This is a genomic window from Nocardia sp. NPDC004654 (assembly GCF_040609595.1).
GTDB lineage: Bacteria > Actinomycetota > Actinomycetes > Mycobacteriales > Mycobacteriaceae > Nocardia.
In genome coordinates this window covers 416,269-439,698 of record NZ_JBEXKI010000006.1, presented here as the reverse complement: position 1 = coordinate 439,698, position 23,430 = coordinate 416,269, and the positions used below count along the sequence as shown (strand labels likewise).

At 65.8% G+C, this 23,430-nt stretch carries 20 protein-coding genes, 1 tRNA gene and 1 pseudogene; 15 read left to right on the top strand and 7 right to left on the bottom strand.

Going from position 1 to position 23,430, the window contains the following annotated elements; genetic code table 11:
- Nucleotides 1–415 precede the first annotated feature (415 nt).
- From ABZV58_RS22530 to ABZV58_RS22520, 3 genes are all read right to left on the bottom strand, one after another.
- A complete protein-coding gene (locus ABZV58_RS22530) occupies nt 416–1,084 on the bottom strand; it encodes an SAF domain-containing protein (RefSeq protein WP_355002103.1) in 669 nt (222 codons plus the stop codon).
- Nucleotides 1,085–1,172: 88 nt separating this feature from the next.
- On the bottom strand, nt 1,173–1,466 hold the full coding sequence (locus tag ABZV58_RS22525) for an FmdB family zinc ribbon protein (protein ID WP_355002102.1): 294 nt from the start codon (nt 1,464–1,466) through the stop codon (nt 1,173–1,175).
- 68 nt (nt 1,467–1,534) lie between these two features.
- A complete protein-coding gene (locus ABZV58_RS22520; protein ID WP_355002101.1) occupies nt 1,535–2,140 on the bottom strand; it encodes a 5-formyltetrahydrofolate cyclo-ligase in 606 nt (201 codons plus the stop codon).
- Nucleotides 2,141–2,219: 79 nt separating this feature from the next.
- Between ABZV58_RS22520 and ABZV58_RS22515 the strand changes: the two genes are divergently transcribed.
- From ABZV58_RS22515 to ABZV58_RS22495, 5 genes are all read left to right on the top strand, one after another.
- Nucleotides 2,220–3,176 (top strand): UTP--glucose-1-phosphate uridylyltransferase, encoded by a 957-nt coding sequence (locus tag ABZV58_RS22515; protein ID WP_067784322.1) that lies wholly within the window; start codon nt 2,220–2,222, stop codon nt 3,174–3,176.
- Nucleotides 3,177–3,300: 124 nt separating this feature from the next.
- Nucleotides 3,301–4,557 carry a gephyrin-like molybdotransferase Glp gene (gene glp, locus ABZV58_RS22510; protein WP_355002100.1) on the top strand — a complete coding sequence of 419 codons (1,257 nt, stop codon included), beginning with the start codon at nt 3,301–3,303 and terminating at the stop codon, nt 4,555–4,557.
- A 12-nt stretch (nt 4,558–4,569) separates the two neighbouring features.
- Nucleotides 4,570–5,220 (top strand): GNAT family protein, encoded by a 651-nt coding sequence (locus ABZV58_RS22505; RefSeq protein WP_355002099.1) that lies wholly within the window; start codon nt 4,570–4,572, stop codon nt 5,218–5,220.
- Nucleotides 5,221–5,586: 366 nt separating this feature from the next.
- Nucleotides 5,587–6,765, top strand: a complete 1,179-nt coding sequence (gene glpR, locus ABZV58_RS22500; RefSeq protein ID WP_355002098.1) for a gephyrin-like molybdotransferase receptor GlpR — start codon at nt 5,587–5,589, stop codon at nt 6,763–6,765.
- An 80-nt stretch (nt 6,766–6,845) separates the two neighbouring features.
- Nucleotides 6,846–6,918 (top strand) — tRNA-Ala (locus ABZV58_RS22495).
- Nucleotides 6,919–7,012: 94 nt separating this feature from the next.
- Here ABZV58_RS22495 and ABZV58_RS22490 read toward each other — a convergent pair.
- Nucleotides 7,013–7,346, bottom strand: a pseudogene (locus ABZV58_RS22490) (tyrosine-type recombinase/integrase); the annotation flags it as partial.
- A gap of 962 nt (nt 7,347–8,308) precedes the next feature.
- On the opposite strand from ABZV58_RS22490, the gene ABZV58_RS22485 reads away from it, so the two are divergent.
- The 9 genes from ABZV58_RS22485 to ABZV58_RS22445 all read left to right on the top strand — a co-directional run bounded on the left by ABZV58_RS22485 (nt 8,309) and on the right by ABZV58_RS22445 (nt 18,319).
- On the top strand, nt 8,309–9,889 hold the full coding sequence (locus ABZV58_RS22485; RefSeq protein ID WP_355002097.1) for a DUF4331 domain-containing protein: 1,581 nt from the start codon (nt 8,309–8,311) through the stop codon (nt 9,887–9,889).
- 88 nt (nt 9,890–9,977) lie between these two features.
- Nucleotides 9,978–11,294, top strand: coding sequence for a tetratricopeptide repeat protein (locus tag ABZV58_RS22480; protein ID WP_355002096.1), 1,317 nt, complete (start codon nt 9,978–9,980; stop codon nt 11,292–11,294).
- Nucleotides 11,295–11,391: 97 nt separating this feature from the next.
- Nucleotides 11,392–12,990 (top strand): HD domain-containing phosphohydrolase, encoded by a 1,599-nt coding sequence (locus ABZV58_RS22475; RefSeq protein ID WP_355002095.1) that lies wholly within the window; start codon nt 11,392–11,394, stop codon nt 12,988–12,990.
- A 113-nt stretch (nt 12,991–13,103) separates the two neighbouring features.
- A complete protein-coding gene (locus tag ABZV58_RS22470) occupies nt 13,104–13,853 on the top strand; it encodes an alpha/beta hydrolase (RefSeq protein WP_355002094.1) in 750 nt (249 codons plus the stop codon).
- Nucleotides 13,854–13,893: 40 nt separating this feature from the next.
- Complete coding sequence (locus ABZV58_RS22465; protein ID WP_355002093.1) at nt 13,894–14,190, top strand: hypothetical protein; 297 nt, start codon at nt 13,894–13,896, stop codon at nt 14,188–14,190.
- A gap of 256 nt (nt 14,191–14,446) precedes the next feature.
- Entirely contained in the window at nt 14,447–15,100 is a 654-nt protein-coding gene (locus ABZV58_RS22460; RefSeq protein WP_355002092.1) for a hypothetical protein, read from the top strand.
- Nucleotides 15,097–16,392 carry an FAD-dependent oxidoreductase gene (locus ABZV58_RS22455; protein WP_355002091.1) on the top strand — a complete coding sequence of 432 codons (1,296 nt, stop codon included), beginning with the start codon at nt 15,097–15,099 and terminating at the stop codon, nt 16,390–16,392. Before ABZV58_RS22460 ends, ABZV58_RS22455 begins: the two co-directional genes overlap by 4 nt.
- 640 nt (nt 16,393–17,032) lie before the next feature.
- The gene (locus ABZV58_RS22450; RefSeq protein WP_355002090.1) at nt 17,033–17,614 is read left to right on the top strand and encodes a hypothetical protein; all 582 of its coding nucleotides are present in this window, start codon (nt 17,033–17,035) and stop codon (nt 17,612–17,614) included.
- A 78-nt stretch (nt 17,615–17,692) separates the two neighbouring features.
- Nucleotides 17,693–18,319: a hypothetical protein gene (locus ABZV58_RS22445; RefSeq protein WP_355002089.1), complete on the top strand. Its 627-nt coding sequence runs from the start codon at nt 17,693–17,695 to the stop codon at nt 18,317–18,319.
- A 694-nt stretch (nt 18,320–19,013) separates the two neighbouring features.
- Here the strand turns inward: ABZV58_RS22445 and ABZV58_RS22440 are convergent.
- Together ABZV58_RS22440 and ABZV58_RS22435 are read right to left on the bottom strand one after the other, a co-directional pair.
- Nucleotides 19,014–19,658, bottom strand: a complete 645-nt coding sequence (locus ABZV58_RS22440; RefSeq protein WP_355002088.1) for an HAD family phosphatase — start codon at nt 19,656–19,658, stop codon at nt 19,014–19,016.
- Nucleotides 19,652–20,764, bottom strand: a complete 1,113-nt coding sequence (locus tag ABZV58_RS22435; protein ID WP_355002087.1) for an MFS transporter — start codon at nt 20,762–20,764, stop codon at nt 19,652–19,654. The genes ABZV58_RS22440 and ABZV58_RS22435 overlap by 7 nt, the downstream gene beginning before the upstream one ends.
- 634 nt (nt 20,765–21,398) lie before the next feature.
- Between ABZV58_RS22435 and ABZV58_RS22430 the strand changes: the two genes are divergently transcribed.
- Complete coding sequence (locus ABZV58_RS22430) at nt 21,399–21,713, top strand: hypothetical protein (RefSeq protein WP_355002086.1); 315 nt, start codon at nt 21,399–21,401, stop codon at nt 21,711–21,713.
- Here ABZV58_RS22430 and ABZV58_RS22425 read toward each other — a convergent pair.
- The gene (locus ABZV58_RS22425; protein ID WP_355002085.1) at nt 21,636–23,105 is read right to left on the bottom strand and encodes a hypothetical protein; all 1,470 of its coding nucleotides are present in this window, start codon (nt 23,103–23,105) and stop codon (nt 21,636–21,638) included. The two genes, ABZV58_RS22430 and ABZV58_RS22425, sit on opposite strands and share 78 nt — an antisense overlap.
- Nucleotides 23,106–23,430 lie beyond the last annotated feature (325 nt).

Genomic DNA, 23,430 nt, shown 5'->3' with positions numbered 1-23,430 from the left:
TGGTGACGACGTATCGATCTGAACGCATATGGCTTGTCGGCAATCAAGTAGAAACCGCGCCGGGTTCCTGGCTTCCGTCGAGAACGGCGAATAGCGAATCGTTGATTCCGTTGGTGGTCTCGGTGGCGAGCGCGACGAAAGCGGTGCCGATTGCTGTCGAAATAGCCAGGTAGACGATGTTTGTGCAGAGAACAAATCCCTCGACCCCTCGAGCATTACCGGTTTCTCCTCTTCGGCGGAGCTGGGGGTCGCCCTCGGAGAAGCTTGCCGTGCCGGGTATCAGGCGATGTTTTTCGACCTAGTTGGTTAATATTCGGCGAACCAAGGCGATATCGCCGACCTGACCACCGAGCAGTGGTTCCGGCGCTTCGGCAACCCGCCGAAGCCCGTGTCACGAAATACGGGGAGCCGGGCGTCAATGGAAGACGACCGTGAGTGCGGTGTGCAGCGAAGCGGCGGCGACCACCGTGGCGTGTTCCGAATCCATGGCGACCAGCACCACCCGGTCCGCCGCGCCCCGCCGCTCGCCGGGCTGGGAGACCAAGACCACGGCGGCGTCGCTGGCCAGCGTGCGAGCCGGTCGCGCGCCGAGTCCTTGCTGCTCGTCGCCGCCGATCACGTCGACGCGGTCACCCGGCCGAAGGATCTCCGCCACCGCCGTGTCCGCCAGCCGGATCGGGACTATTCGCGCGTCACGTGCGCCCGCTGCCACCTCGGCCAAGCGCGGACCGATCACCCGCAGATCGGTGAACACCTCACCGGCTCGCATCGCGCCGGTCGATGTGGCGCCGAGCAGCGTCGCGGGGTCGCGCACCGCACCGACGGGGAGCGTGCCGGATTCGCGCGGCACGGATCTCAGATCCCCCGATTCGAGCACCTTGCCGGGCGGTAGATCACGCCCGGCGACGACGACCTCCGCCCGCTCCGCGCTCGGATTCCCGCGCGCGAAGAGAAACACGGCCAGGAGCGTCAGAGCCGCCGCGAAGACACGGCGGGCGAGCAGTCCATCGAGCCAAGGCGGCCGATTCCACAGCGCGAAGCGCAGCGGGCTGCCGCGACCGAGATCGGCGAGTGCGCGAGTCATGGCCGGATCCTATGGCCAGGATCACACCGCGCCGGTCACCGAAAAGGCGATCTGTGGATGGGCGAGAGGCTGTGGATAAGCCGGGAAATCAGCTGGCGACGGCCGTGCTGGTGGTCGAGCTCGAGCTGCTCGACGAGCTCGAATCGGAACTCGACGAACTGGAGCCGCTGTCGGACTTCGCGGGCTCGCTCGCGGTGGACGCGCCGCCGCGGCTGTCGGTGCGGTAGAAACCACTGCCCTTGAACACGATGCCGACCGAGTTGAACAGCTTGCGCAGCTTCCCGGAGCAGTTCTCGCAGACCGTCAGTGCGTCGTCGGTGAAGGACTGCACGATGTCGAAGCGGTTGTCACACTGGGTGCACGCGTATGAATAAGTTGGCACAGGATCCTCCGCAGGGTTCGTCGACTAGCACTCTACAGTCGACAGTGCCAACGCCGCCAATCGGTCCTTCATTCCGCGACCCGATCGCCGCCGAGTTGCCGCAATCCACCGCGCGGCGTGAGCACCCAGCCCATCCGCAGGTCGTGTGGTTCTTCCGGCAGCCGGTCCACGAATTCGTCGTCGCGCACCACCGCGACCAGCCGGGCGCCCGGCCGCGCGGCGCCCAACGTGCGGTCGTAGTGCCCGGCTCCGCGCCCCAGCCGGACGCCGCGCCGGTCCACCGCGAGCGCGGGAATCAGGATCAGCTCGGCCAGCGCGACGGCCTCGACGCCCAGCGGGGGCCCACTCGGCTCCCGCAGCCCGTACCTGGCCCGGCGCAGGTCGGCGGGGCCCGTGTACTCGGACCAGTTCAACGGTCCCGAATCGCCGGTGAGCGGCAGGAGTATGCGCGCCCCGGACTCTCGCAGCGCTTCCAATTGGGCCATCGACCCGGGCTCGTCGCGTACCGGCACGTAGGCGCACACCCATTCGGACACCAGCGGTGTCTCGAACTTGCCGATCGCTTCGGCCAGCGCCAGCGCCTCCCGCTCACGCTCGTCCGCGGGCACCGCCGCCCGCCGGGCGAGAATTTCGCCACGCCATGCATGTTTGTCCCGCTCGCCGGGCATCTCCATGGGGATCACCATAAGCTCACCGGGTGCCAGGTCGCCGCGACGGCGGTCGGGCGGTGTGATGGATGGATAGGGTATGCGTATGACAGCACAGGCAGGACAGTCCGCGGATGGTGCGCCGACGTCGTGTTTCCGCACGGCAGTCGTGCCCGCGGCCGGGCTCGGGACCCGTTTCCTGCCCGCGACCAAGACGGTGCCCAAGGAGTTGCTGCCGGTGGTGGACACACCGGGCATCGAGCTGGTCGCGAGCGAGGCCGCCGATTCCGGCGCGAACCGGCTCGTGATCGTGACCTCGCCGGGCAAGGATGGTGTCGTCGCCCACTTCGTCGAGGACCTGGTGCTGGAGAGCACCCTCGCCGAGCGCGGCAAATTCCAATTGCTGGAGAAGGTGCGCAAGGCGCCCGCCCTGCTGGACGTCACCTCGGTGGTGCAGGAGGAGCCCCTCGGCCTCGGTCACGCGGTGGCGCAGGCCGAGCAGGCGCTCGACGACGACGAGGACGCGATCGCGGTCCTGCTCCCAGACGACCTGGTGCTGCCCTGCGGCGTGCTCGACGTGATGAGCCGCGTCCGGCGCAAGCGCGGCGGCAGCGTGCTGTGCGCCATCGATGTACCCAAGGACCAGGTCAGCGCCTACGGCGTCTTCGACGTCGCGCCGGTGCCCGACGCGACCAATCCGAACGTGTTGCGGGTCAACGGAATGGTGGAGAAGCCCGCGCTCGCGGACGCGCCGTCGACCTTCGCGGCCGCGGGCCGATATCTGTTGGACCGGGCCATCTTCGACGCGCTGCGGCGGATCGAGCCGGGCGCCGGAGGTGAGCTGCAACTCACCGACGCCATCGCGCTGCTGATCGACGAGGGACACCCGGTTCACGTCGTCGTGCACCGTGGGTCGCGCCACGATTTGGGCAACCCGGGCGGTTATCTTCGTGCTGCGGTCGATTTCGCTTTGGAACGAGAGGAATACGGCCCTGCCCTGCGGGAGTGGCTGCAGCACCGGCTCGGTCCGGACTGGGATCCGCAGCTGACGACGGACGACTGAGCCAAGCTCGGCTTTCGTCGACAGTGGACCGTCGGGTACGAATGATGGTTCACCGAACGCGGTTGCGTCCGAAGCGCGTGCGGCGGAATCGGTTCGATGTGCGGAGTAGATCAGGAAGGGCTGGATGCGCTCGGTTGAGGATCAGCAGATCAAGGTGACCGCGGCGGCGGTCGCGCCCCGGCCGGTCCGGGTCGCGATCTCCGAGGCCCAGGGCCTGCTGTGCGCCGAGGACGTGGTCACCGAGCGGCCGCTGCCCGGTTTCGACCAGGCGGCCATCGACGGTTACGCGGTGCGCAGCGTCGACGTGGCCGCCGCCGGGTCCGATATCCGCGACGAGGACGGCGAACTGGTCGATCTGACGTTGCCGGTGGTCGGCGAGGTGGTCGCGGGTTCCCGGCAGCCGATCCGGTTGCAGCCGCGCCAGACGGTGCGCGTCGACACCGGAGCTCCGCTGCCGACGCTCGCCGACGCCGTGCTGCCGCTGGACTTCACCGACGGCGGCCGGGCCAGGATCAAGGTCTACGAGCCCGTCCGCTCCGGCGATTACGTGCGGCGCATCGGCGACGACGTGCAGCCCGGCGATGTCGCGGTGCGCGCGGGCACCATCATCGGTCCCGCTCAAGTGGGTCTGCTCGCCGCGGTGGGCCAGGACAAGGTGCTCGTGCATCCGCGGCCGCGGCTGTCGGTGATCTCGGTCGGCGGCGAGCTGATCGACATCGATCGCACGCCCGGCCCCGGCCAGGTCTACGACGTCAACTCCTACGCGCTGGCCGCGGCCGCCAGGGACGCGGGCGCGGACGTGAATCGCGTCGGCATCGTCAGCGCGGATCCGCGACGGCTGCGCGATGTCGTCGAGGGTCAGCTGGTGCGTTCGGAGGTCGTCGTCATCGCGGGCGCGGTCGGCGGCTGGGCCTCCGAGCAGGTGCGCGAGGCGCTGGAGGGGCTCGGCGATCTCGAAATCGACCGTGTCGCCATGCATCCCGGTTCGGTGCAGGGTTTCGGCAGGCTCGGGCGCGACGAGGTTCCGACCTTCCTGCTGCCGTCGAATCCCGTTGGCGCGCTGGTGGTCTTCGAGGTGATGGTGCGTCCGCTGATCCGGATCGCGCTGGGCCGCAGACATCCGATGCGCCGCATCATCCGGGCCAGAACCATCACCCCCATCAGTTCGATGGTCGGGCGCAAAGGCTTTCTGCGCGCCCAGCTCATGCGCGACGAAGCCACCGGCGACTACCTGGTGCAGCCCCTCGGCGGCGGCGCCGGTTCCTCGCATCTGCTGGCCACCATGGCCGAGGCGAACAGCCTGATCATCATCGACCCGGAGGACACCGAGGTCAGGACCGGTGACGAGGTGCAGGTCGCCTTTCTCTCCCAGCGCGGCTGAAGCGTGGAGTCGATGAACGTCTTCCGGGTGACCCAGCATCCGGGGTGGCCCGCGCGTCTCGGTCCGGTGCGCGTCGCCGCGGGACAGGTCACGCTGCGGCCCGTGCGGTTGCGCGACGCCACGGCATGGAGCCGCATCCGGCTACGCGACCGCGAGCATCTGGAGCCGTGGGAGCCGACCGGACGAGGCGCGTGGGAGGCACGCAATCACGCGTCGAACTGGCCCTCGCTGTGGTCGAGCCTGAAGGCCGAGGCCAGACGTGGTGCGATGATCCCGCTCGTCATCGAGGTGGACGGCGCTTTCAGCGGCCAGTTGACCGTCGGCAACATCGTGCGCGGGGCGCTGCGCTCGGCGTGGATCGGTTACTGGGTGGCCAAGGACCTGAGCGGGCAGGGCGTGGCCACCGCCGCGCTCGCGCTCGGACTCGACCACTGCTTCGGGCCGGTCGGCCTGCACCGCGTCGAGGCGACGGTGCGTCCGGAAAACCTTGCCAGCCAGGCGGTTCTGCGCAATGTGGGCTTCCGGGAGGAGGGCCTGCTTCGCCGCTACCTCGATGTGGACGGCGCCTGGCGCGACCATCTGCTCGTCGGTCTGACGGTCGAGGAAATCAGCGGAACCGTGATGGATCGGCTGGTGCGAGACGGGCGGGTCATCCTGCCCTGAGATCCGCGATTCGCCTTCGCCGCGGCCATGCACGGGTGTCGGGACGGCCTTCGGCCGGGCAATCGATACGGGATCAGCAGGACGATACCGGCGTGACACGTCAACTCCCGCGAGGCACGCGGACGGAGGGCAGTGTTTGTGACAGATGTGGCGGATGTGCACGGCGCGCCTGCCGTATTCGCGTGGTGCGCCGAATTAACCTACGGACGTCGGTACCGCGTCTTGCGGTACCGGCAGGGAGCCTGAGAGGCGTCTTCGGACCGAGGGCCGCGTCCGAGCGCGTGAGCGGTAGCGAACGCACGACGCGGTACGCCATCCGGGCGCGGGCCGAACGGACGAACAGGTGGGGACGGAGGTGTTGACCTGATGCCGAACTCGATTCTCTGGATCGGGCTCGTCGTGCTCTGGGTCTTCGTCCTGTTCCCGATCTTGGCCGACCGGCACCCCAGGATCCGGCAGACCACCGACGCGGCACTGGCGACCCGCGTGTTGCACCGCGGCGGCTCCAAGCGGCGCATGAAGAAGGGGCCGGCGGCCGGGCACGACAGCGACCCGGACTATCGGCCGACCCGAGTGCAGAGAAAGCGTTTCCACAGCGATGATGCGGAGGACCGGATGAGCGCACCGGCCGACGAGCAAGTCACCGAGGTCGACGAGGACAACGAAGCGCGGGACGACCTCCCGGCGCTCGAGGCGGGCCCCGCGTCCGCCGTCCGCTCCGACAACGCCGAAGACGAACCCGCCGAGGCGGATTCGGGCGACACGGACGAGGACGCCGTGACGAGCGAGGCCGACCGTGCGGCGGATTCCGAGGCGGATCTCGAGCCGGATTCCGAGTCGGCTCTCGACTCGGATCTCGATTCGGACGAGAACGACACCGAGACGGCCCGAACGCCTGCGGACGCGGACGCCGCGTCCGATGATGACGACGTTGCCGATGACGACGAAGAGGCCGCGGCGTATTACGAACCCACCACGGCACGTATCCCGCCCGCCCGTTCCGCCGCACCCGCGCGCGCCTCGGACCCCGAATACCACACCGACTCGGACGAACCGGAATTCGTCCCGACCCGGCGCGGCCGCGGTGGCTTCGACCCGGAAGCCGACGCGATGGCCCGCGCCGCCCGCTACACCTTCCGGCAGCGCGCCGTCCTCGGTCTGCTGCTGACCGGCATCCTCTGCGGCGCGCTGGCGATCGTCGTCAGCCCGCTGCTGTGGTGGGCCTGCGGACTGTCCACCGTCGTCCTCGGCACCTACCTTGCGTACCTGCGCAGGCAGGTCCGCATGGAAGAGGAGATCCGCCGCCGCCGCGCGTCCCGCCTCACCCGGGACCGCGACGACCACGAGGATCAGCACGACGACGACACCGAGACCCGCCGCGGCATGGACCGCGAGACCGCCCGCGCCCTGCGCCGCCGCTCCGCCCTCCTCGACGCCGTCGACGAAGACCCCATGTTCGAACACCTCGACACCTTCGACCCCGCCACCGCCCGCGCCCTCCGCGGCCGCACCAGCGGCGACATGCGCCGGGCAGTAGGCGAATAACCGCAGCTCAGGCAGGCGATTCGGTATCTCGCCGCATCGCCTGCTACAGTGGCACAGCGCGGTTCCCCCGGGAACCGCACGGGGCTATAGCGCAGTTGGTAGCGCGTCTCGTTCGCATCGAGAAGGTCAGGGGTTCGATTCCCCTTAGCTCCACCCTAGGAGGCGAGTGCTCGCGGAGAGCGCTCGCCTTTTTTGCGGGTTTTGTGTGTTTTGTGGGGGCGGAGCCCCCACGCCCCACCCGGCGGAGCTACGCCCCCCGGACCCCCTCCCAGGTCGGCCTGCTCGGGTTGGTTTGCCCTTGCTCGCTGGGCCGAAAGACACGCCGCTTCGGGTGCGCCTCCCCGCCGCAGGGTGTTCCTCCCCGTGCCATGTAGTGCCGTTGTGTCATCGCCGGGCCGGCGTGGCCGAGGACATCAGCGGTGACTCGCGTCGACAGTCCGGCGTCATCGAGGATCGTCGCCACCGCATGACGGAAGCTGTGTGTGGTGATGTCGTTCGGCCATACCGAGGGCGTCACGAACGCGCCGCCATTCGTCGCCGACGTTCTGCGGATCGCGCAGCGTCCACACCGCCGAGGGGAACGCGGATGCTCGTGGCCGCCGCCATGACCGCATCCAGCGCGCGTGATCCATTGCGATCGGGGACCTTTCGGCCGGTGCGTCGAGCTGGATAGGCGAGACCCGTTTGAGGTCTCGCCTTTCGGACACGCGCCAGTAGTTCGACGGCACCAGGCGCCCGGACTCCACGGCCGCCAGCGCGACATGTGCCGCTTCGTCCGGCTTGTCTGCCGCGTTTGAAGAGAGTGAGAGAAGTTGGGAACCCACGGGAATCAGTAGGAAAAGAAGGAAAGATAACCGGTAACTCAACAGATCAGTACTTGCCGAATTTCTCTCTACAGAGTCAAGAGCGGCGCGCATGCGCGCGCCGCCCAGGGTCGCCCCGCCCTCCGCCCCGCCCTCCGCTCCGCTCCGGTCGGCGCACCCTGTCCCCAGGCTCCAGGGAGGGGCGCCGAACCCGCTACGTCAAACCCTCGCGACACGCGATCGAGCGGAAGTCCGTTACCTGTCGCAGCACTCACGTCTCATAAACACAGGTGCTGCCCTTCCTGTACCAATGAACCTGATGCCGGGCAAATTCAGGATGAACTGGGAGGCATCATTCATCGAGCTAGTGGAAGGCTGTGTGGCTCAGTGAATCTGAGGTTCAAATAAGTCCAGGGTGGCCCGGTTTCGACCGCATGTCGGACACTCGAAGTCATGCAAGCTCGGGCCGACCTGACGGCCGGACACGGGCGAGGCTGTCCGAGATAGGTCGATCGACCGATGTGGCCGGACGGGTCGGCGCGCACCATTGACGGCACGGATTCGACGAACATGAACACCGATCGTCGGCGGTCGACGCGTGAAATGCGTTGCCTCGACTGTCGATCCATTGTCGAGCCGTGCCCAATTGCGCTCCGGCGCAGCATCGTCGCACTGATCGAAGGAAACTCATGTCCCGTCCACTCCGCCGCGGCGCTCGTGCCGCAGGCATTCTCGTGGGTGTGGGTGCTATCGCGCTCAGCACGGCCGCGGGCCCCGCGCTGCACACCGCGGGCGCCTCGAGTCACCGCGAGGCTCCCCTGGTCGCCGCCGATCCGGCGGTGGACAACACGGACGTCTACGCGTTCGTCAGCCCCGACAATCCGGACACGGTGACGCTCGTCGCCAACTGGTTCGGGTTGCAGGAACCCAACGGCGGCCCGAACTTCTATCCGTGGGCCACCGACGCCAACTACGACATCAACATCGACAACGACGGCAACGGAAAGCCCGACATCACCTATCGGATCACCTTCGCGACCGAGGATCGGCGCGGTGGCAGCACCTTCCTGTTCAACAACGGTCCGGTCACCGGACTGAAAGACGAGAACCTGCTGTTCCGGCAGAACTACACGGTGTCGGTGAGTCAGGGAGTGAACGACTGGCGGCCGATCGCGCACGGTCAGGCGGCTCCGTCGTTCACCGGTCCGGCTTCGATGCCGGACTACGGTCAGCTGCGCAAGGAGGCGACCGCGACTCTGCCGGGCGGCGGCTCGGTCTACGTCGGAGCCGCGGAGGACCCCTTCTTCCTCGATCTGCGGGTGTTCGATCTGCTCTACGGCGGTGATCTGTCCGAGGTCGGTACCGACACACTCGCCGGGTACAACGTCAACACCGTCGTCCTGCAGGTGCCGAAGCGCGATCTCGCGCTGCGAGGAGACCCGGCGCGCAACCCCGTGGTCGGGGTGTGGAGCGACACCGAGCGCCGCTCGCTGCAACTGAGCCCGGGCGCCGCGACATCGGTCGGTGACTTCGTGCAGGTCTCGAGACTGGGCAACCCGCTGGTGAACGAGGTCGTCGTCCCGGTCGCGCTGAAGGACGCGTTCAACGGGCTGTCACCGAGCAGGGACGCGACGATTCCAGAGGTCGTCCGGCGGGTCACTGATCCCGAACTGCCGAAGTTGATCGAGTCGCTGTACAAGGTGCCCGTACCAACGGCCCCTCGCAACGACCTCGTGGAGATCTTCCTCACCGGGATCGCGAAGAAGGCGCCGACCTTGGACGGCAGCGCCCCGCCCATCCAGGCCGACCTGAACTCGCAGATCCTCAATGCCGACGCACAGGCAGCGGCATTCCAGCCATCGGAGATGTTGCGCTTGAACATGTCGGTGCCGGTGACGGCCCAGCCCAACCGGCTCGGCGTGATCGGCGGCGACCTTCAAGGGTTCCCGAACGGCCGGCGGCTGAGCGACGACGTGGTCGACATCGCGCTGCAAGCGATGGTGGGCGCCGCGCATACCGGCAAACCGGTCGAGGCGCTCGCCGCCGGGGACGCGGTCGATGTCAACGACGCGTCGTTCTCCAGCAGTTTCCCGTACGTCGCACTGCCGTCCTCGGGCATGACCACGGTCCAGGCGAAGGCGACGAACGCGACTGCGAACGTGGCCGTCACGCTGCCGCAGAACGCCGACGACAGCACATCTTCGGTGCTGCTCGTCGCGGCCGGTGTCGGCGTGGGCGCCGTGGTCGCGGGCGGCGGCTGGCTGTTGATCCGCCGCCGGGCGCGCAGGGCATCGGTGTCGAGCCCGCCGCCGAGCGCCTGACATCTCGTTCCGGTGGTGGGACTCGATCGGGTCCCACCACCGCAACGGTCCCTCTTCCTCGCGCACATGATCACCCGAAGGACTCGTGATGTCCGAGCTTCTTTCCCGCACCCTCCGCAAGCCTTCGCTCATCCTTTTCGTCCTGGCCGCCACGATCGCCGCCGCGCTGGGAGTGACCGCCGCGCTGCCCGACGACTCCCCGACCGCGCGGCCCGTCACCACCGACCCCAGCGGCCCGTTGGTCGCACAGATCACCCAGACGCAGCAACAACTCGATCGAGTGCCCGGCAACGCGATCGGCTGGGCCGGTCTCGGCGCCGCCTATGTCGAGCTGGCCAGGGTGACCGGCGATCCCGAGAACTACGGCGAGGCGCAGCGGGCGCTGGATCGATCGCTGGAGCTGAAACCCGATGGCAATGCCGAAGCGCTGACCGGACTCGGTGCGCTCGCCAACGCCCTGCACGACTTCATCGCCGCGCGCGGCTACGCCGAACAAGCCCTCGCGCTGCGACCGGACAGTGCGGACGCCCACGGCGTCCTCATCGATGCGCTGACCCAACTCGGTGAGGCCGACGCCGCGAGCGCGGCCGTGCAGCGGATGCTCGACCTGCGTCCCGGCGTTCCGTCGTTCACCCGCGCCGCCTACGACCTCGAACTGCGCGGTCGCACCGACGAGGCCCGGCAGGCGCTGCAGATGGCGCTGAACGCGGCGAACACCGCCGACCAGATCGCCTTCTGCCGCTACCACCTCGGCGAGCTCGCGTTCCACACCGGAAGCCTCGACGAGGCCGAAAGCCATTATCGCTCCGGTCTTCTGGCGAACCCGGCGGATGCGGCGCTGCAACAGGGCATGGCCAAGACGTACGCCGCCCGCGGCGATCTCGACCGGGCCATCGCGGAGTACACGGCACTGACCGATCGCGCGCCGCTGCCCGAGTACCTGATCGAGTTCGGAGAGCTGTTGGAGGCCGCGGGCAGGCCCGACGAGGCAGCTGTCAGGTTTCGGGAGGTCGCCGACCAGTTCCGCAGGCTCGAAGAGCAGGGAGCCACCGAGTACGTGGACGCCGCTCAGCTCGCCGCCGAACATGGCGACCCGGTCGAGGCGGTCCGGCTGGCGCAGCTGGAGTTCGGCCGCCGACAGAGCGTCATCACCTCCGACGTGCTCGCTTGGTCGCTGCACAAGGCGGGGCGTGATGCCGAAGCGATCGTCTACGCCGACCGGGCGGCATCGCTCGGCTGGCGCAGCGCCACTCTCGCCTACCATCGCGGCATGATCCTCGCTTCGCTCGGCGAGGCCGATCAGGCCGCAGCCGCACTGTCCGAGGCGCTGCGTACGAACCCCCATTTCTCGCCCTTGCACGCTCCGCGGGCACGACAGGCCCTCGAGGCGCTCGGCGCCCGATGAATCGATGGGGACGCGCCCGCGTCGACCGGTCTGCCGGATCGACGCGGGCCGTAGTCGATGTGATTCGGGCTGATCCGGCCCGCGATACGGTAGGAGGGTGGCCGACTCCTCCCCCCGTCTCGACACCGAAAACGAGTACCGGGGATCAGCTCGCTCGGGCGGTGTACCAGCCGCATCCATCCGGGTCACCGAGGTCCTGGCGGCGCTGTCACTGACCACCGATCTGGCGACCGGAGCGCCGTTCGAGAAGGGACTGGCAACCTGCCTGCTCGCGACCGCGCTCGCCGAGCGGATCGGTCTGGACCAGGCCGACCGGCGCGTCGTCTTCCACGCCGCTTTGCTCGGGGCGGTCGGGTGCACCAGCCGAGCGTCGGAGAACGCCGCAGCGTTCGCCGACGACATCGCTTTCCAGCAGGCCTACCACGTGATCGACAGCGGCGACGCACCGGTCTTCGCCGCGCAACTGGAGCAGTTCGGCTCCTGGGCGCCCGGGGTCCAACCGCTGGTGCGGGAGCGTTTCGTCACGACGACGCCGGCGCAGGGATCCGCGGCGGTCCGCTCGGTGTGCGAAGTCAGCCGTGCGCTCGGACCGCGGCTCGGGCTGCCGGACGCTGCGGTGGTCGCGCTGACCGAGGTCAAGGAACGCTGGGACGGCCTTGGCGCACCCGAACATCTTCGGGGCGAAGAGATCTCACTGCCGGGACGCATCGTTCACGTCGCCGAGCAAGCGGTCCTCGCGGCCGTGGGCCGGGGACGCCGCGGCGCGGTGGACGAACTGCGGCGCCGCGCTGGCGGGCATCTCGACCCGGGGGTGGTGGCCTCGTTCGCTGCGGGCGAGTTGTGGGACTGCCTCGACGTGCCGGACGCGCTCGCCGCGGTCATGCACGCCGAGCCCGGGGTTCCGCTGTACATCCGGCCCGCGGAACGGATGGAACTGTGCCTCGCGCTCGCCGTCGTCGTCGACCTGAAAGGGCGCTGGCTGCTCGGGCATTCGGCACACGTGGCCGATCTCGCCTGCGGCGCGGCCAGGTTGTCCGGGATGGGCGCCGCCGATCTCGACACCCTCCGCGCCGCGGCACTGCTGCACGACATCGGCCGGGCCGCGGTGTCCTCCGCGATCTGGGATCGTCCGGGACCGCTCGGCCCTGGCGACTGGGAACGCGTTCGGCTGCACACGTATTGGACCGACCGAGTGCTGCAACGGTGCCTGGGCCTCGCCGATCTGCGCGAGATCGCGGCGGGCCACCACGAACGTCTCGACGGCAGCGGCTACCACCGCGGTGTCGGCGGCCACGACCTGTCGAAGTCGGCCCGAATCCTCGCCGCCGCAGACGTTTTCGCGGCACTGACCGAGCCTCGACCGCACCGCCCTGCCTTCTCTCCCGACGACGCCGCGCAGATGCTCGTCGCCGAGGCGACCACGGGCAGGCTGGATATGGCCGCCTGCGCCGCGGTGGTGGAGGCGGCGGGTCTGCGCAAGCCGCGTACCGAATTCCCATGCGGCCTCACCGAACGTGAGGTCGAAGTGCTGCGGCTCGCCGCACGTGGCCTCTCGAACCGGCTGATCGCGGCGGAACTGGTGTTGTCCGAGCGCACGGTGGGACATCACCTCGCGCACATCTACGACAAGACCGGCCGCCGCACACGCGCGGGCGCGGCCGTCTTCGCCATGGAGCACGGCCTGCTGCCCGATTGACCGCCCGCGTCAGCGGCTGCCGCGGCGCCGGAGTTCGGCGTCCCTCGAGGCAGCGTGACCAGCTCGAAGTCAAGGGTAGCCCGGTTTCGACCGCATGGCGGACACTCGGAGTCATGCAAGCTCTAACGATCCTCGAGCACGGGACCGGACCTGCGGTGGCACTCGTGCACGGTGGCGCGGGGCCGAAGGCAACCTGGACTGGGCTGGACTCGCTGTCCGCGCGGTGGACGCTGCTGCTCGTGCACCGACGCGGCTTCGGTGTGAGTCCGCCGCCACCGGGTGGGCAACAGGACTTCGAGATCGACGCGGACGATCTCGGACGTATATTCCAGGATCGGCGCCCACATGTGGTCGCCCATTCCTACGGGGTCCTCGGGGCGCTCCTCGCCGCCGCCCAGGCACCCGAGACCGTGCGCTCGCTCACCCTCATCGAACCACCCTTGTACTTCCTCGCCCCTGATGATCCGGAAGTGGCTCGGTTGGAGAGTCTGGGAAATACGGTGCTCACCCACGGTCTCGACGCCGACCCCGCAATACTGCGCGAATTCCTCACTCTCGCAGGGGCACCGGATGGGGGAGGGAGTCGGTTGTCCGATGGAGCAGTGCGCCGCGCGTGGGGCGCTCGTTTACCGGGGCAAGCACGACCGGACCTGACCGCTTTGCGCGCGGCCGATGTCCCTGTTCTAGTCGCATCGGGTGGGCACTCTTCCGGCCTGGAACGGATCTGCGACCTGCTTGCCGACGCACTCGGGGCGCAACGGCTCATAGCACCAGGTGCGGGCCATTTCGTCCCGGCGGCACCGGGTTTCGTCGACCGGCTCGAAGAGTTTCTCTTGTCGGGCAGTGGCACGGAATCGAGCTGACCGCGCCGCTTGCACCCCGCGGGAGATGAGGAGGGATCAGGTGGCTTCAGACATCGTTGTGCAGGACATCAACCACGCCGAGGAACACCATTTCGGTGACGATGCGAACGAAACGCTGTTCAGGCTGTGCGCGGCACAGCCCGAAACCAGTTTGGTACGGGGGATCTACCGGCACGGCGACACCATGTTCAACCGGTACCAGCTGGACTTGATCCTGGATCGAATCGAGGGGATCGAAGTACGGACCGATGCCGAGCGGCAGGCTGTCGAGCTGCTGCGACGGGCGGAATCGATCGCGCTACGCGCCAACGGGTATCTCCTGTTCGTCGGCGACTGACGGGTGTTGTCCGAGTCCTGACCGAGCGAAACGAACCGTGACCTCGTGTGTCGGGTTCGTTCCGCCAGCGTGTGTCCAGACCGGAGCGGGGCACCGCATCACTGCGGCTCGACGAGCCCGAACACCCCGGCCGAATACCGCATCGAAACCGGGGACGCGGATATGACACTGGAGGCTTTGCGCGGTTCGACCGCTTCGGCCGGTGCGACGCCACTATGTACTAACACAAATGTGCTGAAAAAACAAGCAGCGCAACATGTTTCAACCGCATCAGCACTGGGTAGGGGTACGCTTCAATTGCAGGACGATCACACTCGGGATGGGGATCGAGTCAGATGCCGACAATTTACGGCGCGAGTACATCGTGGTGAGTGCCGCAGCGTATGACGCCAAGCTCGAGGCGCTCTGCACGAACGTGACCTCGGCCTTTTCGAACTCAGCTGATGGCAAGGCATTTGAGCCGATCCACCGACAGTTACCGCGCAGTCTACGACAACTCCTCTCCTGGCAACTCGGCAATCAACAGGACATCGACATGGCTAACGGAGTCACAGTGCTCGAGGTGCTTCATGCCCTCGATTCCAATGCGCAGCTGCGACCGGCTACGCTACCCGGCCGAGCCGGTCTCGGCAGAACGCCTGTGCCGTTGATGATCGGAATCCTGAGCCACCTCTATGAGGACGAAAAGAGCTCCCCTTCAGCTACCTTGGCGCGACGGCAGCGCGTTCAGGCGATGCTTGGTCTTGGCTCGTGCGGCACGCGCAAAGCTCGGAACGAAGAGCGGTTCAGCGGGTATCTCGACTTCATCAAAGAGGCACTCACCGCTGATGTGAAACGCGCAGAGATCACGACGACGGCTGAAGAGGGCTTGTCTACGGAATCCGTTGATGCAAGAAAGCATTGTAGATGACAGACGAAGACCAAGCTTCCAAAGTGCTGTCTGAAAGCGAAAGTCGCATATTTGCGGGTGACGTCCTGGTAGTCGGTGCCGGAGCATCCGGCATCCTTGCTGCGCAGCGACTAGCAGAGGCTGGTTTTTCTGTAACACTAATGGATTCAGTCGGTCTGGGCGGGGCGCAATCGAACCATTCTCACGGTTATTTGCATCGCGGTCATATCTACGGGAAGCCGTCCCCAGTACTCGTCAAGGCGCTCTGCGAGGGTGCGGACCGATGGTACGATCTTCTGCATGCTGCCGGGGTGCAACCGCATAATCTGAATTCCTGTGTTGGGTTCAAAAGTCGCTATACTGCAGACGTCGCTGAGCGGGCATGGCGGCGGGGTGGGCTGCAATTCGAAATATCGGAACCACCTCCAGGCCTGTCTAGCGGGTATTTGAAGCGTTGCTTCTCTACCGAAGAATCAACCTACATATTTACTCCTTGGTTTGCATATGCGGCAACGCAACTGGAGAGCGTTGTGCAGGTAAAGGCGGAAGCCACCTCCCTCGAATGTGAGGGTGACACCATAACCGGTGTCGTAATTCGCCAGGGCGACAGTGTGCACCGGATCTGCGCTCGATACTATGTTTTAGCGGCTGGCACTGGGAACCTTCCTTTGATATCCTCGGCGACAAATTATCGGGGTCAAGCGTTGAATCGTGTTTCTTACATGATGATCTTAGCTGGGCGACAGATGCCCAACCTCAGCCTGGTCGTGCCAGAAAATGACGCTTACGGTCTTTTTCTAGTGAGTAGACAGAGGGAGGCGCAGAGCTATTGGCTCGTTTCCAACTATCTGTCATATGGTGGAGCAGATTGCTCTGAAAATGCTGCGGTGATGTGGCTACGAGCCACTGCTCGGCTGCTACGTCGCGCTACTACTGGACTTGATAGTGCGGAGTGTTGGGGAAGCTATAGCGCACCTAAGGGTGAGCTGCGGGCGGATCGTAATCGACTCGATCTGCCGTCTGTTCAAAGTTATGGCTTCAAAAATGTATGCGTGGCCGCTCCAACAAAACTAACGCTGTGTCCATTACTCGCCGACGATATTGTAAGGACCGTGACGGAGAAATTCATTCACCCGCGCTCGAGGTCCCTTGCCGAGCTGGGTTCGGCAACTCTTTCCTCTAAACTTCCTGTTATGCCAGAACTCTGGGAATCGGCTCAACTTTACGGTATGGATGAACTACGACGTGCGATTGTAGATCCATCATTCTTGCCTAGTCGCGGTGATGCCACAACGGACGTGGTGAGTATCTAGGAGATAGGTCAACGAAATGCCAGCGGTGATAATTCTTCGGGAGTCTTCAGATGCCGCAATTGCTGACGCGGTTCGGAACGACCTCGCCATCCGACAATGGTCCGTGACCGTCGATTCCCTAGCCAGCCAGACGGCAACACCTCAATGGATTGAGCGAGCTAGGTTTCCAGAAGTGCTGATTTTCGTCCCACAGGACCCGGCAATCGCTGACCGCTGTTTCGATCGACTGCGTACGCTGTGTGCCACAGAAACCAATCCCGTTCTCGTGGTGCCGGTAAATGCCGAACTGCCAACGTGGGCATATGATGGGCATATTCGGTCTATAGTATTGTCGGGCGAGGTTGGCTACGACAGGCTTTTCGAGGATATTTTTAGGGGTTTAGTAGGTCCGCTCCCTCGGTGGCTGGATGTGCGTATTCGGCCGTCACAGATTCTCCGTCCCACCGGAGTCTCATGGTGGAGCGAAGATCTGTATGTGGCTGACGAACGGTTCGAACATATTGTCAGGATCGGTCCGATCGACTCGCAAGTCGTACTCCCTGGACTCTTCGAACCGCACCACGTACACCTCGATCGCCGGTTACTGTGCGTAGCGAACAAGTCCGCGGATGAGATAATACTTGCGGAAATAGTTGACGATATGGCTGTCAACGTCAGGCCGGTGCGGGAGTGCGCATCGGTACCGCTGCGGAAGCCACATGATGTTCGCTGTCACCGCTTCATGTTGGCAATTGCCGATACTGATAATCACCGCGTTCTAATTGCGAGTGGAAATGATTTCTCGGGCGCTCGTTGGAGCGTAGCCCACCCGGAAAGTCCTCTCAATGCGCCATGTGGCTTGCATATTGATCAACAGGGAATTTGGGTTGCGGATACATTCAACCATCGCTTGGTGGCGTTCGATCGCGGTGGTAGGCAAATCTATAGCCTCGGCGAATATGGTGATGGTGAGTACCAGTTTCGGTACCCGGTAGGCGTGCACTCGTGGTATGAGTACCTATTTGTGTCGGACGAAGAATCTGAGTCGCTCAAATTGTTCCGGAGAAACGGTGGCGAGTCACTGGCGTTAAGTGTCGTATCCGAAAAGTTTGGAGCACCCTGGGTTCAACAGCCATTCGGCCTCTCGGTGAATCGCGAGAACAAGTTGGCCATAGGCGATCGCAAGCAAAAATGTATCTGGATCATCGACCTTTACCCCGCTATTTGCGAAACATCACAATAGTCGCGTCGTAAGATTTGAATAATCGGACACTTCGAGGCAACGGCGCCAACTGCTGTTGGGGGCTGTTACGATAAACGAATGAATCTACAACAGAGTCTCGTCGGATCAGGGCGTCTCCGCTGGCTCGACGTGGGGTCCGGCGGAGAGTTTGCGCCAAACTTTCACTACCTCGATATTTTTCCGGAGGGTTTAGTGCCGTCCGACTTAAAAAGTAAATACTTCAGAGTGGATATCCTGAACGCATCGGACGAGCGACTATCGAGACTTGGAAAATTCAGTCTAGTTCGCCTCCAGCATACGATCGAACATTTCGACTTTGAAGCTGGCGTGCGCGTGATAGTAAATTGTGCGAAGCTTTTGGAGCCCGACGGCTATTTGCTGGTAACCGCCCCGGATCTGAAACTGTACGCTGAAGCGTACATCGCTGGTAAGCTCCAAGAGCTACCAGGATTCGTAGAGTGGGCGCAGAATAGGATCCCCAAAGATGCTCCTGCGAGCGCTTATTTTTCAGTCTTTGCGCATAGTATGACCTACGAGTCTCACAAGTGGTGCTACGACTACCAGGGTCTCGAGTACCTGATTGCCAGTACCGGACGTTTCACGAATATTCACCGATTGAGTTTGGACAGCGAAGAGTCGTCGGTTCCATTCACGCATAACCGTCCGGATGAGGACGTCTGCGTATTGGCGCAATTGGGTAGATAGGGGCAGGCTTCGACGCAGCGGCTGGACGCGGCGTCTCATGTTTGCGCAACAACCTGAGCGCTGGGGCCTTCATACCGCACCCATCGCCTTTGAGCTCGACGCTACCGCGACCCTGCGACGAGCGCGGCGGCGACTCGGCCGGGACCCAGCACTCGATGCCGCAGTCGTCGCGGTTGTCTGCGTCAAAGATTCGTCGATGTGTCTCGCAGCTGGTGTCGGTTCGTTCCGATGGGCACCCGCTGTAACGTGCTGAGCGGTGAGATTCACTGGTGTTCAACGTATGTCAGGGTCTCGCAAATCGGCAGCGGTTGTCTTCTCGCTGCTAACGGATGTGTGCCAACGCCGGAGACCGGCCTCTTCGGTGGGAGGGCATGTATGGCGGCGAGAGTCGGGGTTACGCCAGATCAATTGCATCGCGTGGCTGGGGCTATGAGGGGATTTGCGGGATCGGGTGAACGGCAGTTTCACCAACCTGGAGATACACGGCGGCTGCCTCACCTGCAAAATAAGTCTGGAGCCCGAGCAAAGCTACGGCCGAACCCGACCCGGAACCGGAGCCCAAGCCGGAAGCCCGGACACCCCTGCGAAACGCTCGGCTGGGATGCCCCAACCGAGCGTTTGGCCAGCTTCGTGTCCACCACAGGCTGGCGGTGTTGCGCCGATTCGATAATCCCCTGTGGCTACTGGCAGGAACCTATGCGGCGACCGTGGCGAGGCCGAGGTGATGTTCGATATCGGCGGGCGAGCCGGTGTAGTGGAGGGTGCGCAGGCCCAGGTGGGCGGCGGCTTGGCAGTTGTCGGCGCGGTCGTCGATGAACAGGACGCGGCCGGGATCGTGAACTCCGGTGGCGGCGAGGGCGTTTCGGTAGGTGTCGGGGTGGGGCTTGTTCTTGCCGAGCCTGGCCGAGTAGAGGGCGTCGGTCATCAGGGGGCGCCAGTCGGAGGCGTCGAGTGCATCGCTCACCGGATGGGGTGCGTTGGAGAGCAGCACCATTGGGAGATCTGCCTGTCGGGCCTGGTGCAGGAGGGCGACGACGCGGGCGTCGGTCGAGGTCCACATCGCGGTGTCGACGGCACGCAACCGGGTGAGCAGTTCCGGGTCCGGGCGGTGGCCGAGTACGGCGGTCCAGAAGTCGGCGTCGTCGGACTCGCCGGAGTCGTAGGGTTCTCGGGCGCTCCAGAAAGCATTCTGGAAGTGTCCGAGCTGATCGGCGGGCCACCCGGCGAGTTCGGCGAGGCCGGTCCACATGGGAACGGTGGGCTGTAGGCCGATGACGCCGTTGTAGTCGAAGATGACCGCGTCGAGTTCCGCGGGCTGCTGAGATAGTGCGGTTACCACCGGTTCTCCAGTGCTCGATGAGATAGGACGGCCACGCCCGCGGCGAGCAGGGCGGGCAGCATGAGGGCGAGGGGCAGGGTCGTCGCGGTGGCCAGGGCGCCGATGAGCGCCGGGCCCGCGAGCAGACCGAGGTAGCCGGCCACGGCCACGGTGGCGACCGCGCGCGGACCACCCGTTCCGGCCGCGCTGAACAGCGAAGGAATCGTGACGGACAGACCGAGGCCGAATGCGGCCCAACCGGCCAACGCGAAGGGCACGTCGGTCACCACCAGACCCGCGACGAGTCCGAAGGAGGCCAGAAGTGCGCCCGTGCGAACCACTTTCGGCGCGCCGAAGCGTGCGATGAGTCGATCGCCGACGAGACGTCCGGCCGCCATGGCCGCGCTGTATCCGGCGTACGCCGCGGCACTGATCGCGGGGGACGCGTGCAATCCGCTGAGATGGACTGCCGACCAATCGGCGGCAGCGCCTTCGCCCAGCAGACACGCGGCAGCCAGCAAGCCCAACAGCCAGAGCCGAGCTCGGGACAGCTCCGACAAAGGCTCCGCCGCATGGGTTTCCACCGGACCGACGTCAGCGCTTTGCGATCCGATGCAACGGGTCGCGGGTGCCGCCGCGACCGTCGCCGCGATCGCCACGCCCGCGGTGACGCCGAAGACGTAGGTGTGCGAATCGTGCGCGGTGACAGCGGCGAGCAAGGCGCCACCCAGGGCGCCGAGACTGTAGGCCGCGTGCAGGCTCGACATGATCGGGCGACCGTATGCCTGCTGGCAACGCACCGCCGCGCCGTTCGCCGCGACGTCCAGCACACCGTGCGTGGCGCCGAAGAGCAGCGCCGCGGCGGCGAGCGCGATCGGAGTTCGGCAGGCGCCCAGCAATGCGAGGCTTGCGGCGAGACCTAGTGCGCCGCTGGTCAACAGCTGGGGAAGGCGGGCGGGTTCGGCGAGCCGACCACCTACCTGGAGTCCGGCGACCATGCCGACCGCGGCGGCGAGCAGTACCGCGGCCAGCCCCGCGGTGTCCAGTCCAGCGGACTCCTGGATGGCCGGAATTCTGGTTCCCCAGACGGCCATCACGACGCCGAGTCCGGCGAAGTATCCCGTCAACAAACCACGACTCCGCACTACGGCGTCGGGTATATCTCGCGCACGTGCCGAAGCCGGCGCGATGGTGCGTGTCATGAAAGCTCCATCGATGCCGCCGCCGCTTTCGCCGTCGAGAAATGGCCGCGAAATCGGCTGCGAGAGGGTGAGTTTGACGATGTCCGCCTCTTGTCGACGAGAGAGGCGCGCGAACTGTAGATCGGAGGAACGTTCCGCGGGTCAAAGACTGAAGGTTGCGCGACGCTGCGCGAACAAGCCGAAACCTACCAAGGGGTACGGGAAGCTACCAGCCGGAGCGGGCCTCGGTGATCCGGTCCACAAAATGCCGTCCGGAAGTATCAGTGATCGCAAGATCTGCACGTGACGGCGCCGAGACTGGATCGAGCGCGGTGGCGACGGAGCCGCGCCCAGGACACGATCCGGCTCGTCGCGTTCGTCTGCGTCAAGGATCCGTCAATGCGTCTGGCAGCGGATGCGTGGTCATTCGACCGGGGGACCGGCTCCGATGCGCCGCGGGGCGAGACCCATTGCTGCTCAACGCATGTCAGATTCCCGCAAAATCCCAGGCGGACGTCTTATCGCTGCTGCCCGAAGGGTGCCATTCTCTGAAACCGATTCATCGGTGGAAGGGGCAAGGGTGGCAACGAAACTCGGGATAACGCCGGATCGGTTGCGTCGCGCGGCCGGGGCGATGGGGGACCTTCGAGATCAGGTGAACGGCATTCTCGCCACCCTGGAAACCTCGTTGGACACCCGAGGGGCGGCTTGGGGCGGTGATGGCTACGGCACCACCTTCGCCGACGGTCCGGAGGGATACCTGGCGGCGCGCAAGAACCTCACCGAGGGGATCAGTAACACGGCCAAGACGCTGGATTCATATTCCGATGGGCAAGACAAGGCGGCGGCGCTGCTCGCACGCACGGACAAGCGCTCGGGCGACGGCATTCGGTAGCACGTGTCCATCACTATTCCCGGCGAGCTGGAATGGCTCGGCTGGATCGCCGGCTCGGATTGGCCGGACGGCGACGAAGACAAGATGTGGGAGATCGCCGACGACTGGCGCAAGGCCGCCGCCGACATCCGCGATCTCCTTCCGGAACTGCAGGCGGCCAGGAAAGCGACCATCGCGGCGTACCCGTGGGGCGACGGCGTAGAAGCGATCACCACTGCCCTGGACAAACTGGACCACGGCCCGGAGTCGCTGGAGCACTTGGCCGAAGTTCTCGACCTGGTGGCGGACGCCGCGGACGCGCTCGCCACCGAGATCCAGTACACGAAGATCCTCATCATCAGCTCGCTGGCCATGCTGGCGTTCGAGATCGCTGCGGCGTGGCTCTTTCCGCCTACAGCGCCACTGGTCGAGGCGACCGCCATTGTGGCGACGCGCGCGGCGGTGCGGATCCTCGGACAGCGGGCGGTCAGCGCCATCGCGCAATTCACGGCGAAGACGGGCATTGCCGCCGTCACCAAATTCCTGGCGAAGCATGTCGCGTTCAGCACGGTGCTCGGCGCGGGACAGGACGCGGCGATCCAGGCGTATCAGGCCGGGGCGGGCACTCGCGACAAGATGGACTGGAAGCGCGTCGGCACGACCGCTTATTCCGCTGGCGCCGCGGGTGCGTTCGGCGGGCCTGCGGGTGGATTGCTGGCCAAAGGTGCCGCGAAAGTCCCCTTGCCCGGCGGACGTTGGGGCGACGCGTTCAAGGGTGCGGTTGTCGGTGCGGGCGCCGGCGTGGTCGGTGCCGTTGCCGCGCAGGGATTCGGCAACGCGTTCAACGGTGGGAGCTTGAACCCGCTCGATTGGGGAGATCCGCTCTGGCTCACCAGTGGCGCGGCCTTTGGTGTGGCTACCGGCGGCAGCAAGGGATTTCGCCATTCGATGGCGGGCCGTGGTCCCGGCATAGGTGGGTTCCGCGCCGCGGATCCTGCGCAGTTCGGTCCGGGGGGCGACGGGAGCTCGGGATTTCAGACACCTCGGAACGCGGGCGAAACCGGTTCGGGGAGTGGCTCCGGCGAACCTGCGAGTGCTTCGTCGGCGCGTGAGGGTCAGCCGAACTCTGTTGCGCCTGAGCGGAATACTTCGAGCGGTGGCCTGGCGGAGGCGAACGGGAATCGCGCAGGGTCTTCGGCGGGTGCTGGTCTCCGCGGCGCGGATCCTTCGCACGGTGGTGAGCGCGGTGTTGTCGCCTCGAGTACGGGGACCCGCGGTGTGGATCCGTCGCATGCGGGTGGTGGTGAGCGTGGTGTCGCCGAGTCCGGAAGCCGTGGGGTCGATCCGTCGCATGCGGGTGGTGGTGAGCGTGGTGTCGCCGAGTCCGGAAGCCGCGGAGACGATCCGTCGCATGCGGGTGGTGGTGAACGCGGAGTTGGCGCTCCGGATAACGGAATTCGCGGCGACGATTCGTCCACGGTCGGTGGCGAGAGGCCGGTTGGCGTCTCGCCGGAGAACGGTGCTGGGAACGATGGCGAGTCCGCCAATGGCAACCGAACTTCTGGCGGTGAAGCGTCGGGTAAGGACAACACCGGTGCCGAAGAGCGAGGAAGCGGGGGGCGCTCCAACGCGCCCGAAGGGGAGGGAACGTCGGAGAGTGTTCCGCCACGCTCCGGTTCGGACCTATCGCGAGTCGAATCGGAGGCGGGAACCGCAGAGGCGGGAACCGCCGGCGGTG

Bases quoted from the DNA above. Each gene is read 5' to 3' on its own strand.
- ABZV58_RS22425 (WP_355002085.1), bottom strand. From the start codon at position 23,105: ATGCGACGGATCGTCTCCGCGGCTTCCGGACTCGGCGACACCACGCTC.
- ABZV58_RS22520 (WP_355002101.1), bottom strand. From the start codon at position 2,140: ATGGAGATGCCCGGCGAGCGGGACAAACATGCATGGCGTGGCGAAATT.
- ABZV58_RS22515 (WP_067784322.1), top strand. From the start codon at position 2,220: ATGACAGCACAGGCAGGACAGTCCGCGGATGGTGCGCCGACGTCGTGT.
- ABZV58_RS22470 (WP_355002094.1), top strand. From the start codon at position 13,104: ATGCAAGCTCTAACGATCCTCGAGCACGGGACCGGACCTGCGGTGGCA.
- glpR (WP_355002098.1), top strand. From the start codon at position 5,587: ATGCCGAACTCGATTCTCTGGATCGGGCTCGTCGTGCTCTGGGTCTTC.
- ABZV58_RS22455 (WP_355002091.1), top strand. From the start codon at position 15,097: ATGACAGACGAAGACCAAGCTTCCAAAGTGCTGTCTGAAAGCGAAAGT.
- ABZV58_RS22530 (WP_355002103.1), bottom strand. From the start codon at position 1,084: ATGACTCGCGCACTCGCCGATCTCGGTCGCGGCAGCCCGCTGCGCTTC.
- ABZV58_RS22450 (WP_355002090.1), top strand. From the start codon at position 17,033: ATGGCTGTCAACGTCAGGCCGGTGCGGGAGTGCGCATCGGTACCGCTG.
- glp (WP_355002100.1), top strand. From the start codon at position 3,301: ATGCGCTCGGTTGAGGATCAGCAGATCAAGGTGACCGCGGCGGCGGTC.
- ABZV58_RS22445 (WP_355002089.1), top strand. From the start codon at position 17,693: ATGAATCTACAACAGAGTCTCGTCGGATCAGGGCGTCTCCGCTGGCTC.
- ABZV58_RS22505 (WP_355002099.1), top strand. From the start codon at position 4,570: ATGAACGTCTTCCGGGTGACCCAGCATCCGGGGTGGCCCGCGCGTCTC.
- ABZV58_RS22480 (WP_355002096.1), top strand. From the start codon at position 9,978: ATGTCCGAGCTTCTTTCCCGCACCCTCCGCAAGCCTTCGCTCATCCTT.
- ABZV58_RS22460 (WP_355002092.1), top strand. From the start codon at position 14,447: ATGTTTCAACCGCATCAGCACTGGGTAGGGGTACGCTTCAATTGCAGG.